Source organism: Bacillus sp. FSL W8-0629 (assembly GCF_038593225.1).
Taxonomy (GTDB): Bacteria; Bacillota; Bacilli; order Bacillales; family Bacillaceae; genus Bacillus; species Bacillus altitudinis.
Window position 1 is genome coordinate 11,354 of the sequence record NZ_CP151975.1, and the last position, 14,682, is coordinate 26,035.

At 42.7% G+C, this 14,682-nt stretch carries 10 protein-coding genes, 1 tRNA gene, 2 rRNA genes and 1 other annotated feature; of the genes, 9 read left to right on the forward strand and 4 right to left on the reverse strand.

Annotated features, from left to right (window positions below; translation table 11 throughout):
* Positions 1–68 precede the first annotated feature (68 nt).
* Both NSQ17_RS00055 and rrf read left to right on the forward strand, forming a co-directional pair.
* Positions 69–2,999 (forward strand): 23S ribosomal RNA (locus NSQ17_RS00055).
* 61 nt (positions 3,000–3,060) lie between these two features.
* Positions 3,061–3,176: ribosomal RNA gene (rrf, locus tag NSQ17_RS00060) — 5S ribosomal RNA — on the forward strand.
* 11 nt (positions 3,177–3,187) lie between these two features.
* On the opposite strand, the gene NSQ17_RS00065 is transcribed toward rrf, so the two are convergent.
* Positions 3,188–4,156, reverse strand: a complete 969-nt coding sequence (locus NSQ17_RS00065; RefSeq protein WP_113767306.1) for a YaaC family protein — start codon at positions 4,154–4,156, stop codon at positions 3,188–3,190.
* A gap of 121 nt (positions 4,157–4,277) precedes the next feature.
* Here NSQ17_RS00065 and guaB point away from each other — a divergent pair, with 121 nt between their 5' ends.
* Both guaB and NSQ17_RS00075 read left to right on the forward strand, forming a co-directional pair.
* Positions 4,278–5,744 carry an IMP dehydrogenase gene (gene guaB / locus NSQ17_RS00070; RefSeq protein ID WP_008342039.1) on the forward strand — a complete coding sequence of 489 codons (1,467 nt, stop codon included), beginning with the start codon at positions 4,278–4,280 and terminating at the stop codon, positions 5,742–5,744.
* A 160-nt stretch (positions 5,745–5,904) separates the two neighbouring features.
* Positions 5,905–7,230 (forward strand): D-alanyl-D-alanine carboxypeptidase family protein, encoded by a 1,326-nt coding sequence (locus tag NSQ17_RS00075; RefSeq protein ID WP_008342036.1) that lies wholly within the window; start codon positions 5,905–5,907, stop codon positions 7,228–7,230.
* Between the two features lie 42 nt (positions 7,231–7,272).
* On the opposite strand, the gene NSQ17_RS00080 is transcribed toward NSQ17_RS00075, so the two are convergent.
* Entirely contained in the window at positions 7,273–8,751 is a 1,479-nt protein-coding gene (locus NSQ17_RS00080; RefSeq protein WP_144680511.1) for a PLP-dependent aminotransferase family protein, read from the reverse strand.
* A gap of 246 nt (positions 8,752–8,997) precedes the next feature.
* Here NSQ17_RS00080 and pdxS point away from each other — a divergent pair, with 246 nt between their 5' ends.
* The 5 genes from pdxS (at position 8,998) to NSQ17_RS00105 (ending at position 13,239) form a co-directional block, all read left to right on the forward strand.
* The gene (gene pdxS, locus NSQ17_RS00085; RefSeq protein ID WP_024719576.1) at positions 8,998–9,882 is read left to right on the forward strand and encodes a pyridoxal 5'-phosphate synthase lyase subunit PdxS; all 885 of its coding nucleotides are present in this window, start codon (positions 8,998–9,000) and stop codon (positions 9,880–9,882) included.
* Between the two features lie 20 nt (positions 9,883–9,902).
* The gene (pdxT, locus tag NSQ17_RS00090) at positions 9,903–10,493 is read left to right on the forward strand and encodes a pyridoxal 5'-phosphate synthase glutaminase subunit PdxT (protein ID WP_135009453.1); all 591 of its coding nucleotides are present in this window, start codon (positions 9,903–9,905) and stop codon (positions 10,491–10,493) included.
* Positions 10,494–10,546: 53 nt separating this feature from the next.
* Positions 10,547–10,762, forward strand: a binding site (T-box leader).
* Between the two features lie 48 nt (positions 10,763–10,810).
* Positions 10,811–12,085 (forward strand): serine--tRNA ligase, encoded by a 1,275-nt coding sequence (serS, locus tag NSQ17_RS00095; protein ID WP_008342028.1) that lies wholly within the window; start codon positions 10,811–10,813, stop codon positions 12,083–12,085.
* 101 nt (positions 12,086–12,186) lie between these two features.
* Positions 12,187–13,014: a methyl-accepting chemotaxis protein gene (locus NSQ17_RS00100; RefSeq protein ID WP_008342025.1), complete on the forward strand. Its 828-nt coding sequence runs from the start codon at positions 12,187–12,189 to the stop codon at positions 13,012–13,014.
* A 132-nt stretch (positions 13,015–13,146) separates the two neighbouring features.
* Positions 13,147–13,239: transfer RNA gene (locus tag NSQ17_RS00105), tRNA-Ser, on the forward strand.
* An 84-nt stretch (positions 13,240–13,323) separates the two neighbouring features.
* Here NSQ17_RS00105 and NSQ17_RS00110 read toward each other — a convergent pair.
* Together NSQ17_RS00110 and NSQ17_RS00115 are read right to left on the reverse strand one after the other, a co-directional pair.
* The gene (locus NSQ17_RS00110) at positions 13,324–13,983 is read right to left on the reverse strand and encodes a deoxynucleoside kinase (protein ID WP_024719578.1); all 660 of its coding nucleotides are present in this window, start codon (positions 13,981–13,983) and stop codon (positions 13,324–13,326) included.
* The gene (locus NSQ17_RS00115) at positions 13,980–14,603 is read right to left on the reverse strand and encodes a deoxynucleoside kinase (protein ID WP_039170337.1); all 624 of its coding nucleotides are present in this window, start codon (positions 14,601–14,603) and stop codon (positions 13,980–13,982) included. The genes NSQ17_RS00110 and NSQ17_RS00115 overlap by 4 nt, the downstream gene beginning before the upstream one ends.
* Positions 14,604–14,682: the final 79 nt, after the last annotated feature.

Here is a 14,682-nt window from a genome sequence, read left to right on the forward strand (position 1 = left end):
GTAATACATTCACATTGAATGCAATGCAAAGTTCATCACACATAGTGATTCTTTCTAAAGTAAGAAATGGTTAAGTTAGAAAGGGCGCACGGTGGATGCCTTGGCACTAGGAGCCGATGAAGGACGGGACGAACACCGATATGCTTCGGGGAGCTGTAAGCAAGCTTTGATCCGGAGATTTCCGAATGGGGAAACCCACTGCTCGTAATGGAGTAGTATCCATACTTGAATACATAGAGTATGAGAAGGCATACCCGGGGAACTGAAACATCTAAGTACCCGGAGGAAGAGAAAGCAAATGCGATTCCCTGAGTAGCGGCGAGCGAAACGGGAACAGCCCAAACCAAGAGGCTTGCCTCTTGGGGTTGTAGGACACTCTATACGGAGTTACAAAGGAACGATATAAGCGAAGAGGTCTGGAAAGGCCCGCCAAAGAAGGTAACAGCCCTGTAACTGAAATGTTGTTCTCTCCAGAGTGGATCCTGAGTACGGCGGAACACGTGAAATTCCGTCGGAATCCGGGAGGACCATCTCCCAAGGCTAAATACTCCCTAGTGACCGATAGTGAACCAGTACCGTGAGGGAAAGGTGAAAAGCACCCCGGAAGGGGAGTGAAATAGATCCTGAAACCGTGTGCCTACAAGTAGTCAGAGCCCGTTAACGGGTGATGGCGTGCCTTTTGTAGAATGAACCGGCGAGTTACGATCCCGTGCAAGGTTAAGCAGAAGATGCGGAGCCGCAGCGAAAGCGAGTCTGAATAGGGCGCATGAGTACGTGGTCGTAGACCCGAAACCAGGTGATCTACCCATGTCCAGGGTGAAGTTCAGGTAACACTGAATGGAGGCCCGAACCCACGCACGTTGAAAAGTGCGGGGATGAGGTGTGGGTAGGGGTGAAATGCCAATCGAACCTGGAGATAGCTGGTTCTCTCCGAAATAGCTTTAGGGCTAGCCTCAAGGTAAGAGTCTCGGAGGTAGAGCACTGATTGGACTAGGGGCCCCTACCGGGTTACCGAATTCAGTCAAACTCCGAATGCCGATGACTTATCCTTGGGAGTCAGACTGCGAGTGATAAGATCCGTAGTCGAAAGGGAAACAGCCCAGACCGCCAGCTAAGGTCCCAAAGTATACGTTAAGTGGAAAAGGATGTGGAGTTGCTTAGACAACCAGGATGTTGGCTTAGAAGCAGCCACCATTTAAAGAGTGCGTAATAGCTCACTGGTCGAGTGACTCTGCGCCGAAAATGTACCGGGGCTAAACGTATCACCGAAGCTGCGGACTGTTCTTACGAACAGTGGTAGGAGAGCGTTCTAAGTGCAGTGAAGTCAGACCGGAAGGACTGGTGGAGCGCTTAGAAGTGAGAATGCCGGTATGAGTAGCGAAAGACGGGTGAGAATCCCGTCCACCGAATGCCTAAGGTTTCCTGAGGAAGGCTCGTCCGCTCAGGGTTAGTCGGGACCTAAGCCGAGGCCGAAAGGCGTAGGCGATGGACAACAGGTTGATATTCCTGTACCACCTCCTCACCATTTGAGCAATGGGGGGACGCAGGAGGATAGGGTAAGCGCGGTATTGGATATCCGCGTCCAAGCAGTTAGGCTGGGAAATAGGCAAATCCGTTTCCCGTGAAGGCTGAGCTGTGATGGCGAGCGAAATTTAGTAGCGAAGTTCCTGATTCCACACTGCCAAGAAAAGCCTCTAGCGAGGTGAGAGGTGCCCGTACCGCAAACCGACACAGGTAGGCGAGGAGAGAATCCTAAGGTGATCGAGAGAACTCTCGTTAAGGAACTCGGCAAAATGACCCCGTAACTTCGGGAGAAGGGGTGCTTCTTAGGGTGTTAAAGCCCCGAGAAGCCGCAGTGAATAGGCCCAGGCGACTGTTTAGCAAAAACACAGGTCTCTGCGAAGCCGTAAGGCGAAGTATAGGGGCTGACGCCTGCCCGGTGCTGGAAGGTTAAGAGGAGCGCTTAGCGTAAGCGAAGGTGCGAATTGAAGCCCCAGTAAACGGCGGCCGTAACTATAACGGTCCTAAGGTAGCGAAATTCCTTGTCGGGTAAGTTCCGACCCGCACGAAAGGCGCAACGATCTGGGCACTGTCTCAACGAGAGACTCGGTGAAATTATAGTACCTGTGAAGATGCAGGTTACCCGCGACAGGACGGAAAGACCCCGTGGAGCTTTACTGCAGCCTGATATTGAATGTTGGTACAGCTTGTACAGGATAGGTAGGAGCCTTGGAAACCGGAGCGCTAGCTTCGGTGGAGGCATCGGTGGGATACTACCCTGGCTGTATTGACCTTCTAACCCGCTGCCCTTATCGGGCAGGGAGACAGTGTCAGGTGGGCAGTTTGACTGGGGCGGTCGCCTCCTAAAATGTAACGGAGGCGCCCAAAGGTTCCCTCAGAATGGTTGGAAATCATTCGCAGAGTGTAAAGGCACAAGGGAGCTTGACTGCGAGACCTACAAGTCGAGCAGGGACGAAAGTCGGGCTTAGTGATCCGGTGGTTCCGCATGGAAGGGCCATCGCTCAACGGATAAAAGCTACCCCGGGGATAACAGGCTTATCTCCCCCAAGAGTCCACATCGACGGGGAGGTTTGGCACCTCGATGTCGGCTCATCGCATCCTGGGGCTGTAGTCGGTCCCAAGGGTTGGGCTGTTCGCCCATTAAAGCGGTACGCGAGCTGGGTTCAGAACGTCGTGAGACAGTTCGGTCCCTATCCGTCGCGGGCGCAGGAAATTTGAGAGGAGCTGTCCTTAGTACGAGAGGACCGGGATGGACGCACCGCTGGTGTACCAGTTGTTCTGCCAAGGGCATCGCTGGGTAGCTATGTGCGGACGGGATAAGTGCTGAAAGCATCTAAGCATGAAGCCCCCCTCAAGATGAGATTTCCCATTCCGCAAGGAAGTAAGATCCCTGAAAGATGATCAGGTTGATAGGTCTGAGGTGGAAGCGTGGTGACACGTGGAGCTGACAGATACTAATAGATCGAGGACTTAACCTATATTCTAATGTGAAAAATGAACATTGTTATCTAGTTTTGAGAGAACATTCTCTCCATCAGGTTTGGTGGCGATAGCGAAGAGGTCACACCCGTTCCCATACCGAACACGGAAGTTAAGCTCTTCAGCGCCGATGGTAGTTGGGGGTTTCCCCCTGTGAGAGTAGGACGCCGCCAAGCTTTTCAAAGGATCAGTTCCAATCGGAACTGGTCTTTTTTGTGTTTTCTTCTAGCAGCATCATGATATAAGCCGGAAACTTGTCCTCGGCAATCTCCATATAACGTTCAATCATGACATAATCATCACTAATGTATTGAGATAAAAGCTCGTACCACCATTCTGTTTCGTAGCGGGCAATCATACTGAGATTATACATTAACAAGTAATGGCTGATGATCTCAGGAATCCCTAAAAAGGCATCTCGCGTTGATGGAATGAACCATTGATTCATTTCTAAATCATAATGAAGATGAGTAGCAAGAGCAGGGTTTTCTTCTGAAAATACATCAAATGTTAGTTTTTTAGCCTCTCGTTGCTTAAGCTTCCAAGTTGTATGGAACTCAAAATATTCAATAAAACGTTCGGCAGACATATTATAGAGCAAGGGAATATGATCTTGAATCAATATGCCATTTGCTTGCTCTACTTTCACTAAAGTCGCGGGCTGTTTTTGAAACTCAAGAATATGACCCATTTCAGGTATTTTTGAAAGGAGATTGATCATCGTAAATCGTTCATCTTCAAGACCATTTAAATGAAATAAGTGCTTTAATACATGCATACATAATCCGTTTCGCTGAATCTTGACTTCATCCTCACTAAAACGATAATGTTGCTTCTTTCTTTTTCTTGAGGTGACACCATGAGCTAAGACAGAGGTTTGAGAAGGATAGTCGGGATCCACTGTCAGCAAACATGCCTTTAACAGCTGTGCCATTCCATAAAACAATAAAATCGGTTTTAGTTCAAGTGGAGCTGATGCGGCTTGGTCATAAAATGTATGACCGTGCTTTAAAAAGTAAATAAATCGTTCACAGTTTTTATAGGCCTGCTGGTTTGCCTCCTGAATGTTCCGTTTCTCGTACTGTTGAAATAGAAACTTTTGGGAAGTTTCAAGTGAGTAAAAACGTTTTAAATCCTTCCATCCTGAACTTTTCATCTTCTTCCTCAACTCTCTTTATATTTTCTAAAAATTGCAACTGTTTGTTGCTTCCTTGACATGCTGTTTCCTAGTTGATAATCTACATATAATATTTTGCCGAAAAGAGGGGGATTTACTAATGTGGGAAAGTAAATTTTCAAAAGAAGGTTTGACGTTTGACGATGTGTTGCTTGTTCCAGCAAAGTCTGAGGTGCTTCCGCGTGATGTCAATTTATCAGTCGAGTTAACAAGCACTTTAAAGCTGAACATTCCAATTATTAGTGCAGGAATGGATACTGTGACGGAATCACAAATGGCGATTGCAATGGCACGTCAAGGTGGTCTTGGAATCATCCATAAGAACATGTCTATTGAGCAGCAAGCTGAACAAGTGGACAAAGTAAAACGTTCAGAGCGTGGTGTTATTACAAATCCATTTTTCTTAACACCGGATCATCAAGTATTCGATGCAGAACATTTAATGGGTAAATATCGTATTTCTGGTGTACCGATTGTTAATAACGAACAAGATCAAAAGCTTGTTGGGATTATTACGAACCGTGACCTTCGTTTTATTTCGGATTATTCAATGAAGATTAGCGACGTGATGACAAAAGAGGAACTTGTGACAGCTTCTGTTGGAACAACATTAGAAGAAGCTGAAAAAATCCTTCAGCAATATAAAATTGAAAAATTACCTCTTTTAGATGACGAAGGAACATTAAAAGGTCTCATCACCATCAAAGATATTGAAAAAGTGATTGAATTCCCTAACTCCTCTAAAGATGCACATGGCCGTTTAATTGTTGGTGCCGCTGTAGGTGTCACTGGCGATACAATGACTCGTGTGAAAAAATTAGTAGAAGCCAATGTTGATGTGATCGTCATTGATACAGCACACGGTCATTCTCAAGGTGTTCTAGACACTGTATCGAAAATCCGTGAAACGTATCCTTCTCTTAACATCATTGCTGGTAACGTTGCAACAGCTGAAGCAACAAAAGCATTGTTTGAAGCTGGAGCAGATATTGTAAAAGTGGGTATTGGACCAGGATCGATTTGTACAACACGTGTTGTTGCAGGGGTCGGTGTACCACAAATCACAGCGATTTATGACTGTGCAACAGAAGCAAGAAAGCATGGTAAATCTATTATTGCAGATGGTGGAATTAAATATTCAGGTGATATCGTGAAAGCATTAGCTTCTGGTGGACATGCTGTTATGCTGGGAAGCCTTCTTGCTGGTACATCTGAAAGCCCAGGAGAAACAGAAATTTTCCAAGGCAGACGTTTCAAAGTATATCGTGGTATGGGTTCTGTTGCTGCAATGGAAAAAGGAAGTAAAGATCGTTACTTCCAAGAAGATAATAAAAAATTCGTTCCAGAAGGTATCGAAGGACGTACACCGTATAAAGGACCAGTTGTTGACACTGTTTACCAACTTGTTGGCGGTATTCGCTCTGGTATGGGCTACTGTGGAACACAGGACTTACGTACTCTTAGAGAAGAAGCACAATTCATTCGCATGACAGGTGCAGGTCTTCGTGAGAGCCATCCACATGATGTACAAATTACAAAAGAATCACCAAACTACACAATTTCTTGATAAATTGTGACAATCAAATTACATTTGACAGGGTCTATGACTCTGTCTATTTTTTTTGTCTTTATTGTGATAAAATTTATACTGTTGTGTCGAAATAAGCCCTTGTGGATTAAATATATATGAAAAACGTCGAAAAAAGATGAATACGGAGGTATGACGATTGAACAGCAAGATGTTGAAACAGCTTATGGTCTCTATCCTTGCATTGGCATTGATTGTTACTGCATTTACCCCAATGTCCAAAGCAAAAGCGGCTGAAGATCCATTCAATGTGAATGCGAAAGCAGCCATCCTTATTGAAGCTTCTACAGGTAAAATTCTTTATAGTAAAAACGCAGAACAAAGACTGCCTATTGCAAGTATGGCAAAGATGATGACAGAGTATCTATTACTAGAGGCAATTGCTGAAGGCAAAGTGAAATGGGATCAAACATATACGCCAGATGATTACGTGTACGAAATTTCTCAGGACCGCAGTTTATCCAATGTTCCATTGAGAAAAGATGGTTCGTATACTGTCAAAGAACTTTATCAAGCAACGGCTATTTATTCAGCAAATGCAGCAGCAATTGGTCTAGCAGAGGTAATCGCTGGATCAGAATCAAAGTTTGTTGAAAAAATGAATGCAAAAGCAAAAGAACTTGGCTTAACCAATTACAAATTCGTGAATGCAACTGGATTAGAAAATAAAGACTTACATGGCAAACAGCCAAAAGGTACGGGACCTGATGAAGAAAGCGAAGTTTCCGCAAAGGATATGGCTTTGCTTGCACAGCATCTCATCAAAGATCATCCAGAAATTCTTGAAACAGCAAGCATCGCGAAAACAAAGTTCAGAGAAGGCACAGATGACGAAATGGACATGCCAAACTGGAACTTTATGCTTAAAGGACTTGTGAAAGAATATGAAGGCGTAGACGGTCTGAAAACGGGCTCTACTGATTCAGCTGGTTCTAGCTTCACAGGTACAGCAAAACGTGGTGACATGCGTGTGATCGCAGTTGTCCTTAATGCTAAAGGAAATCTTCATACAGCTCGTTTTGATGTGGCGAAAAAATTGTTCGATTATGCCTTTAAAAACTTCACGATGAAAGAAATGTACAAAAAAGGCCAACAAATCAAGGGACATGAAAACATCGAAGTCGATAAAGGGAAAGATAAAGAAGTACCCGTCGTGACGAAAGAAGCTTTCTCTGTACCGGTTAAAAATGGTGACGAGAAGAGCTATAAAGCGAAAGTAAATATTGATAAAAAGAACCTAGAAGCTCCTATTAAAAAAGGAACAAAGGTTGGCATGCTGACGACTTCTTATTCTGGTGATGAGAAGGACTACGGCTATTTGAGTAAAGACCAATCAGGTGTTGAGCTTGTGACGAAAACAGGTGATGAAAAAGCAAACTGGTTCATCCTTGCAATGCGTGGTGTAGGTGGATTCTTCGCTGGCATTTGGGGAGGAATCGTCGACACAGTAAAAGGTTGGTTCTAATAAAAAAACTGCTCTCTATATGTGAGAGCAGTTTTTTTATCGTTAAAAGAAAAGAGATTGTTTGTGGTTTTGAGGTGTAGACAAGGCCTGCTGAAAAATACCACATAACTTTTCCATACCTTCCGTCAGTGCCTTTTCATTCACATAAGAAAAGCTAAGGCGTATATAATTCTGCTTCGGCTCCCCAGGATAGCAGACAGAGCCAGGCAGGAAGGTGATTTGCTGCTTCCGTGCCTCATGTAATAGGGCACGTGTATCGACCCAGGAAGGAAAGCTAAGCCACAAATTGAGCCCGCCCTGTGGGATTTGCCACGTGACGTCCTTTGGCGCATGCTTTGTCAACACATCCATCATCAAATCGCGTCTCACCTTCAAGGCAGTTCTTAATTTTTTCGTATGATCGATCATTTTCTTGGAAGTGAGAAACGGTAAGATCGCCTTTTGGGTGAGAAGCGGACTCCCTAAATCATTATTGGCTTTTGCAGCTAATAAACGGTTAAATATAGAGCCTGACGCTGTAATAATTCCAATTCTGCATCCTGGAGCCAGTGTCTTGCTTAATCCTCGTAAATAAATGACGTGTCCATCGTGATCTAGGCTTTTAATGGGTGCCGGCGGTTTCTTTTCAAAATAAAGCTCACGATAAGGATCATCTTCTACAATGAGACAATCAATGCTTAGTGCCAGTAAAAGCAGCTGTTTTCTTCGTTTCATCGACATACTAGCACCTGTAGGACTGTGAAAAGTAGGAATGGTATAGATTAGCTTTGGTTTATATTTATCACAAATGCTTTGAAGCTGTTTCATGTTCATTCCTTCATGATCGACAGGAACCGTAATAATTCGTGCCCCTCTCCCCATAAAGACATCAATTGCGCCTGGATAGGTGGGCGCCTCCATGACAACTACATCATCCGGCCCGATAAATGTACGTGCCACTAAATCAAGCCCTTGCTGAGAACCGCTAGTGACAAGGATATTTTCAGGAGTAGAAGGGACATCTAATTTTTCTAGAAATGATTGAATGACCTGACGAAGCTGAAGGTCACCTTGTATTTCTCCGTATTTTGACATGATTTGAGGATGCCGGGCTAGGACATGCTGCATTTCTTTTTCTAAATACCGGTTAGGTAAAAGACCAGGATCAATCATAGAGGAAGAAAGATTAATGGCTTCTTCGACATAGTGATACTGAGCGAATTGAGACCTTGGTAAATAATCAGGGATCGATAACTGCCAATCGAAAGAAGTAGATGATTGAACCGGGATGTCAGTTTGCTCATGCTGCTCATTCACAAACGTACCTTTCCCTTGTACAGTCGTTAAAAATCCGTCGTCCTTAAGCCGTGTATATGCTTTTGCCGCTGTGACAAGACTTACATTTAGCTGTTTCGCTAGATCACGTACAGTCGGCAGCTTATCGCCTTGCTGAAGCAGACCTGATTGAATGTGATCAACGATGGAAAAGTAAATCTGATTCGAAAGAGATGTATCTGAATGTCGATGGATATCAATATGCATGAAAATCCTCCAATGGGTGTGGAATTGTTATAGATGGTTTCGAATTGTTATAGATGCATTATAACATGTTAATAACACTTAAAAGAGGGAATGATGCCTTTTTAACTATGAAACCTTGATATATAAGGGTTTCTTCTTTTTTATGAGCTAATTGAATTGTTATACTATTCTCTTTATTGTTATACTCTATCGCTTGTATGATAAAGGTGTTGAATCAATCGAATAGACAAATGGGAGGAAACAATTGTGAGCAATAAGGGAACTGAACGAGTAAAACGTGGAATGGCAGAAATGCAAAAAGGTGGCGTCATTATGGATGTCGTCAATGCTGAGCAGGCAAAAATCGCAGAAGAAGCAGGCGCAGTGGCAGTGATGGCACTAGAACGGGTACCAGCTGATATCCGTGCAGCAGGCGGTGTTGCCCGTATGGCAGACCCAAGAATCGTGGAAGAAGTACAAAATGCAGTAACGATTCCAGTCATGGCAAAAGCACGTATCGGCCACATCGTGGAAGCTCGTGTTCTTGAAGCACTTGGTGTTGATTATATTGATGAGAGTGAAGTGCTGACGCCCGCAGATGAGGAATTCCATTTAAATAAAAATGAATACACGGTTCCTTTCGTATGTGGCTGCCGTGATTTAGGTGAGGCGACTCGTCGTATTGCAGAAGGTGCATCTATGTTGCGTACAAAAGGTGAGCCTGGTACAGGAAATATTGTAGAAGCTGTTCGTCATATGAGAAAGGTCAATGCTCAAATTCGTAAAGTTGTCGCAATGAGTGAAGATGAATTGATGACAGAAGCCAAGAATCTAGGCGCACCTTATGAATTATTGCTTCAAATTAAAAAAGAAGGCAAATTACCGGTTGTAAACTTTGCTGCTGGAGGTGTTGCAACACCAGCAGATGCAGCACTAATGATGCAGCTTGGAGCAGATGGTGTATTTGTCGGCTCTGGTATCTTCAAATCAGACAATCCAGCTAAGTTTGCAAAAGCAATTGTAGAAGCAACGACTCATTTCACAGATTACCGTCTAATTGCAGAGCTTTCTAAAGAGCTTGGAACAGCGATGAAAGGAATTGAAATTTCAAATCTATTGCCAGAAGAGCGTATGCAAGAGCGTGGCTGGTAATTAAGGGAGCGCAAACGAACATGCTAACAATTGGTGTACTAGGGCTTCAAGGAGCGGTGAGAGAGCATATTCAATCGATTGAAGCTTGTGGCGCAGAGGGAAAGATCATCAAGCGGGTAGATGAGTTAGAAATTGTTGACGGTCTCATTATCCCTGGTGGTGAAAGTACGACGATGAGAAGACTCATGGATACGTACCAATTCATTGAACCGATTAAAGCGTTCGCTGCTCAAGGTAAACCGATATTTGGGACTTGTGCCGGTTTGATTATGCTGGCAAAGCATATAGAAGATCGAGAAGATGCTCATCTTGGCCTGTTAAATGTATCTGTTGCACGTAATTCGTTTGGCAGACAAGTAGACAGCTTTGAAGCAGATGTAGAAGTGAAAGGACTGGATGCGCCGTTTACAGGAGTGTTCATCCGTGCGCCTCATATCATCAGCGCAGATGAGAGCGTAGAGGTCATGGCTGAGTATGACGGCAGGATTGTGATGGCGAAAGAAAACAATATCTTAGGTTGTTCTTTTCATCCAGAGCTGACGGACGACCATCGGTTAACACAGCTGTTTGTTGAGATGGTGGAGTCCTATAAAACGAAGCTTGCTGTATAAAACGGTTGAAAAGAGATAAAACTTATAGTACATTAAAATCACAATCAAAGATCGAAAAAGCGTTGACGGGAAATAGTAAGAAGCCCCTCTTTCTCAGAGAGCCGATGGTTGGTGAGAATCGGTGAAAGATGCATTCTGAATCCATCCTTGAGCGAAATGCTGAAACACGAAGTAAGCATTTACGGTGATGCCGTTACAGAGGAAAGAGGAAAGCATGCTTTTGGCGTGTTTTCAATCAGGGTGGCAACGCGAGAGCTCTCGTCCCTTTCATGGGATGAGGGCTCTTTTTATTTTTCGATAAAAAAGGAGTGTTACACATGCTGGATATTAAACAACTGCGCACGGATTTTGATCAAATCAAAGAAAAATTAGCCCATCGAGGCGAAGATTTAGCGGATTTTGATAAGTTTGGTGAACTGGATCAAAAAAGAAGAGAATTAATCGGCAAAACAGAAGTATTAAAGAGCCGAAGAAATGAAGTATCACAGCAAGTGGCTGTTCTAAAAAGAGAAAAGAAAGACGCCGATCACATTATTCAAGAAATGCGTGAGGTAGGCGATGAGATTAAGAAGTTAGATGATGAATTAAGAACAGTAGAGGAAAGCCTGCAAACCATCCTATTCTCAATTCCAAACATCCCTCATGACTCTGTACCAGTCGGTGAAACAGAAGATGACAACATTGAAGTTAGGAAATGGGGCGAACAGCCAGCCTTCTCATTTGAACCAAAGCCGCATTGGGATGTAGCGGATGAACTGAAAATTTTGGATTTTGAACGTGCAGGAAAAGTGACAGGAAGCCGTTTCGTTTTTTATAAAGGGCTAGGCGCACGGTTAGAGCGTGCACTTTATAACTTTATGCTGGATTTACACGTAGATGAATTTGGTTTTACTGAAGTACTACCACCTTATATGGTCAACAGAGCAAGTATGACAGGAACTGGACAGCTTCCAAAGTTTGAAGAGGATGCTTTTAAGATTCGAGAAGAAGATTATTTCCTCATTCCAACGGCTGAAGTGCCAATTACGAACATGCACCGTGACGAAATTCTTGAAGGAGAGCAGCTGCCAATCAATTATGCAGCATTTAGTGCTTGCTTTAGATCAGAAGCTGGTTCTGCTGGCAGAGATACGCGCGGACTCATCCGTCAGCACCAATTTAACAAAGTAGAGCTTGTGAAATTTGTCAGACCAGAAGATTCTTATGAAGAATTAGAAAAACTAACAAACCAAGCAGAAAAAGTTCTTCAATTATTGAACCTGCCATACCGTGTCATGAGCATGTGTACAGGAGATTTAGGCTTTACGGCTGCGAAGAAATACGATATCGAAGTATGGATTCCAAGCCAAAATACGTATCGTGAAATTTCTTCTTGCAGTAACTTTGAAGCGTTCCAAGCGAGACGAGCAAACATTCGTTTCCGCCCTGAGCCTAAAGCAAAGCCAGAACACGTCCACACATTAAATGGATCTGGTTTAGCAGTAGGAAGAACTGTTGCAGCCATTTTAGAAAACTATCAACAAGAGGATGGAACAGTGATCATTCCTGAGGTGTTACGTCCTTATATGGGAAATAAAGAAGTGATAAAATAAGATGCCGTCATGGCATCTTATTCTTTTTACCTAAACTTCTACAGCTTTTCTAAAATAAGCCGATAAAAGAACTAAAAGCATCTAGGAAAGAAGGAATAACCTTGAATAGGCTTGACTATTATGTTGAAATGGCTCAATTACTCAGAAAAGTTCTAGATGAAAGTGTTCTTTTCGGCATCACTGATACAGAAAAGGTACTTTGCTATTATCCATCGACCACAGTAGATTTTGGCATTAAAGTAGGGGACGCTTTAAACCCAGAGGACCAAAACGTGGCGACGACATTAAGAGGACAAGAATATGATGGGCATTTGCCAGAGTCTTTATATGGTTATGAAATTGCTGTAAAAGGTTATCCGATTTTTGATGAAGATAGAAAAGTGATTGGCTCTTTTTTAGTGGCTTTTTCACATCATCGTGAGAAGAAATTAAGCGGCTATATGGAACATATCAATAAAGTAGCGAAAGAATTACAAGGTGGAATCGAGCAAATTGCTGCTCATTCTCAAGAACTGGCTGCGACAAGCTTAGAAATTAGTGAGCAGGCCGGAAGAGCAGAAGAGAAATCCGCAAACATTGAAGAAGTCGTCAAAACCATTGGCGGTATTGCGAGACAAACAAACCTGTTAGGACTCAATGCTGCAATTGAAGCGGCAAGAGCAGGTGAAAATGGAAAAGGCTTTGCTGTTGTTGCAGACGAGGTACGTAAGTTATCAGATGGATCAAAGGAAGCAGCTGAAACCATTAATGCATTTTTAAAAGAAATCCAAGACAGCATTGGCACTTTATCTGAAAATATCTCACAAATCAGCAGTTCAACAAACGAACAAGCTAAACAAGTGACAGACTTTACAAAGATAATTGAGTCATTAAATGATTTTAAAGAAGAGATGAATCTTTTTATAGAAGAAATTAGACAGGATACGTAATAGATGAAGAGCAGCCGATTATCGGCTGCTTTTTATAGGCTAAACATCATACCAAAATCAAATGTTGAAATTTTTTTCGAAAAGATGTTGACTTAAAATAAGATGATATGATATATTAATTCTTGTCGATACGGAGGAATACCCAAGTCCGGCTGAAGGGATCGGTCTTGAAAACCGACAGGGGTGTCAAAGCCCGCGGGGGTTCGAATCCCTCTTCCTCCGCCATATTGATTTTACCTTAGTTGAATTGAAACGCATAAAAATTGGAAATTGTCAAACCGCTGCATTCGAGAAATGCAGCGGTTTTTTTTATTTTGTGTTAGAGCGATTTTTTTGAATAACAGAAGCAATTTCATGAAGAATTGGATCAAGTGAGCTTTCATCATGAAGTAAGTCATAATCTTCAATATTAATTTTAATCACAGGGCACAGATCAAATTGTTCGATCCATTCTGTATATCGAGTGTACATTTCTTCCCAATATGCTCGATCGGTTTGAGTTTCCATCTCTCTCCCGCGCTCTTCAATACGATGTAATATATGATCTAAATCCCCATGTAAGTAGATAAGGACATCTGGGTGAGGGAAGTAAGGTGTCATCACCATCGCCTCAAATAGACTCGTATACGTTTCATAGTCTACCTCTGACATGGTACCTTTGTCTGCGTGCATTTTAGCAAAAATACCAGTGTCCTCATAAATGGACCGATCTTGTACATAACCTCCACCAGACTCGAAGATTCGTTTCTGCTCCTTAAAACGTTCAGCTAGAAAATAGACCTGTAAATGAAAGCTCCATCTTTGGAAATCTGAATAAAAAGGCTCTAAGTATGGATTATCATCTACTTTTTCGAGAGAAGTTTGAAACCCTAGCTTGTCCGCTATTGTTTTCGTCATGGTCGATTTTCCGACACCAACTGTCCCTGCAATTGTAATGACAGCATCCTTTGGTATTTCAATATTTTTCATAGTACTTGCTCCTTTATGTTCTGTACAATTTGCTGGTAATCTTGCTGTGAGGAAACGAAGTCTGTATGATCGCCTTCAATTGTAATGATAGGAAGACCTGGGTCAGTTTGTTTTAAATGCTCGATGGCCAACTCATAATCTTCAATCAGGGTTTTTAAATAAGCTGGATCAATGTCTTCTTCAAAAGATCGGCCTCTCATCTTTATTCTATCAAGTAAGGTGGGAAGGCTGGCTTTTATATAGATCATGGCATTTGGTTTAGGAAGATCATCTGTCAGCAAGTGATAGATCTTTCTGTATTTATCCATGTGCTTTTTAGATAAGGTTCTTTCTGCAAAGATCATATTTTTATAGACATGATAATCAGTGACAATCGGCTGCTGTTTTTTGACATAGTTCTCTTCAATAGATTCTAACTGTTTAAACCGATTGCATAGAAAGAACATCTCAAGCTGAAAGCTCCATTGTTCCATATCTGCATAAAATTTATCTAAGAATGGATTTTCTTCTACAATTTCTTTTACTAAAGGAAATTGAAATTCCTTTGAAAGCATTGTAGCCAAGGTTGTTTTTCCGGCTCCAATTGGGCCTTCCACTGCAATAAAAGGGGCAGGATACATAGGCGTTCTCCTCTATCTATAAAGTTGTCAAACCAATGTATATTGTACCATACCCCTTCTGAGAGATAGAGCGTATGAA

Excerpts from the sequence above, each read along its gene's own strand:
- NSQ17_RS00115 (WP_039170337.1), bottom strand. The coding sequence starts at position 14,603 with ATGTATCCTGCCCCTTTTATTGCAGTGGAAGGCCCAATTGGAGCCGGA.
- NSQ17_RS00065 (WP_113767306.1), bottom strand. The coding sequence starts at position 4,156 with ATGAAAAGTTCAGGATGGAAGGATTTAAAACGTTTTTACTCACTTGAA.
- NSQ17_RS00110 (WP_024719578.1), bottom strand. The coding sequence starts at position 13,983 with ATGAAAAATATTGAAATACCAAAGGATGCTGTCATTACAATTGCAGGG.
- pdxT (WP_135009453.1), top strand. The coding sequence starts at position 9,903 with ATGCTAACAATTGGTGTACTAGGGCTTCAAGGAGCGGTGAGAGAGCAT.
- NSQ17_RS00080 (WP_144680511.1), bottom strand. The coding sequence starts at position 8,751 with ATGCATATTGATATCCATCGACATTCAGATACATCTCTTTCGAATCAG.
- guaB (WP_008342039.1), top strand. The coding sequence starts at position 4,278 with ATGTGGGAAAGTAAATTTTCAAAAGAAGGTTTGACGTTTGACGATGTG.
- serS (WP_008342028.1), top strand. The coding sequence starts at position 10,811 with ATGCTGGATATTAAACAACTGCGCACGGATTTTGATCAAATCAAAGAA.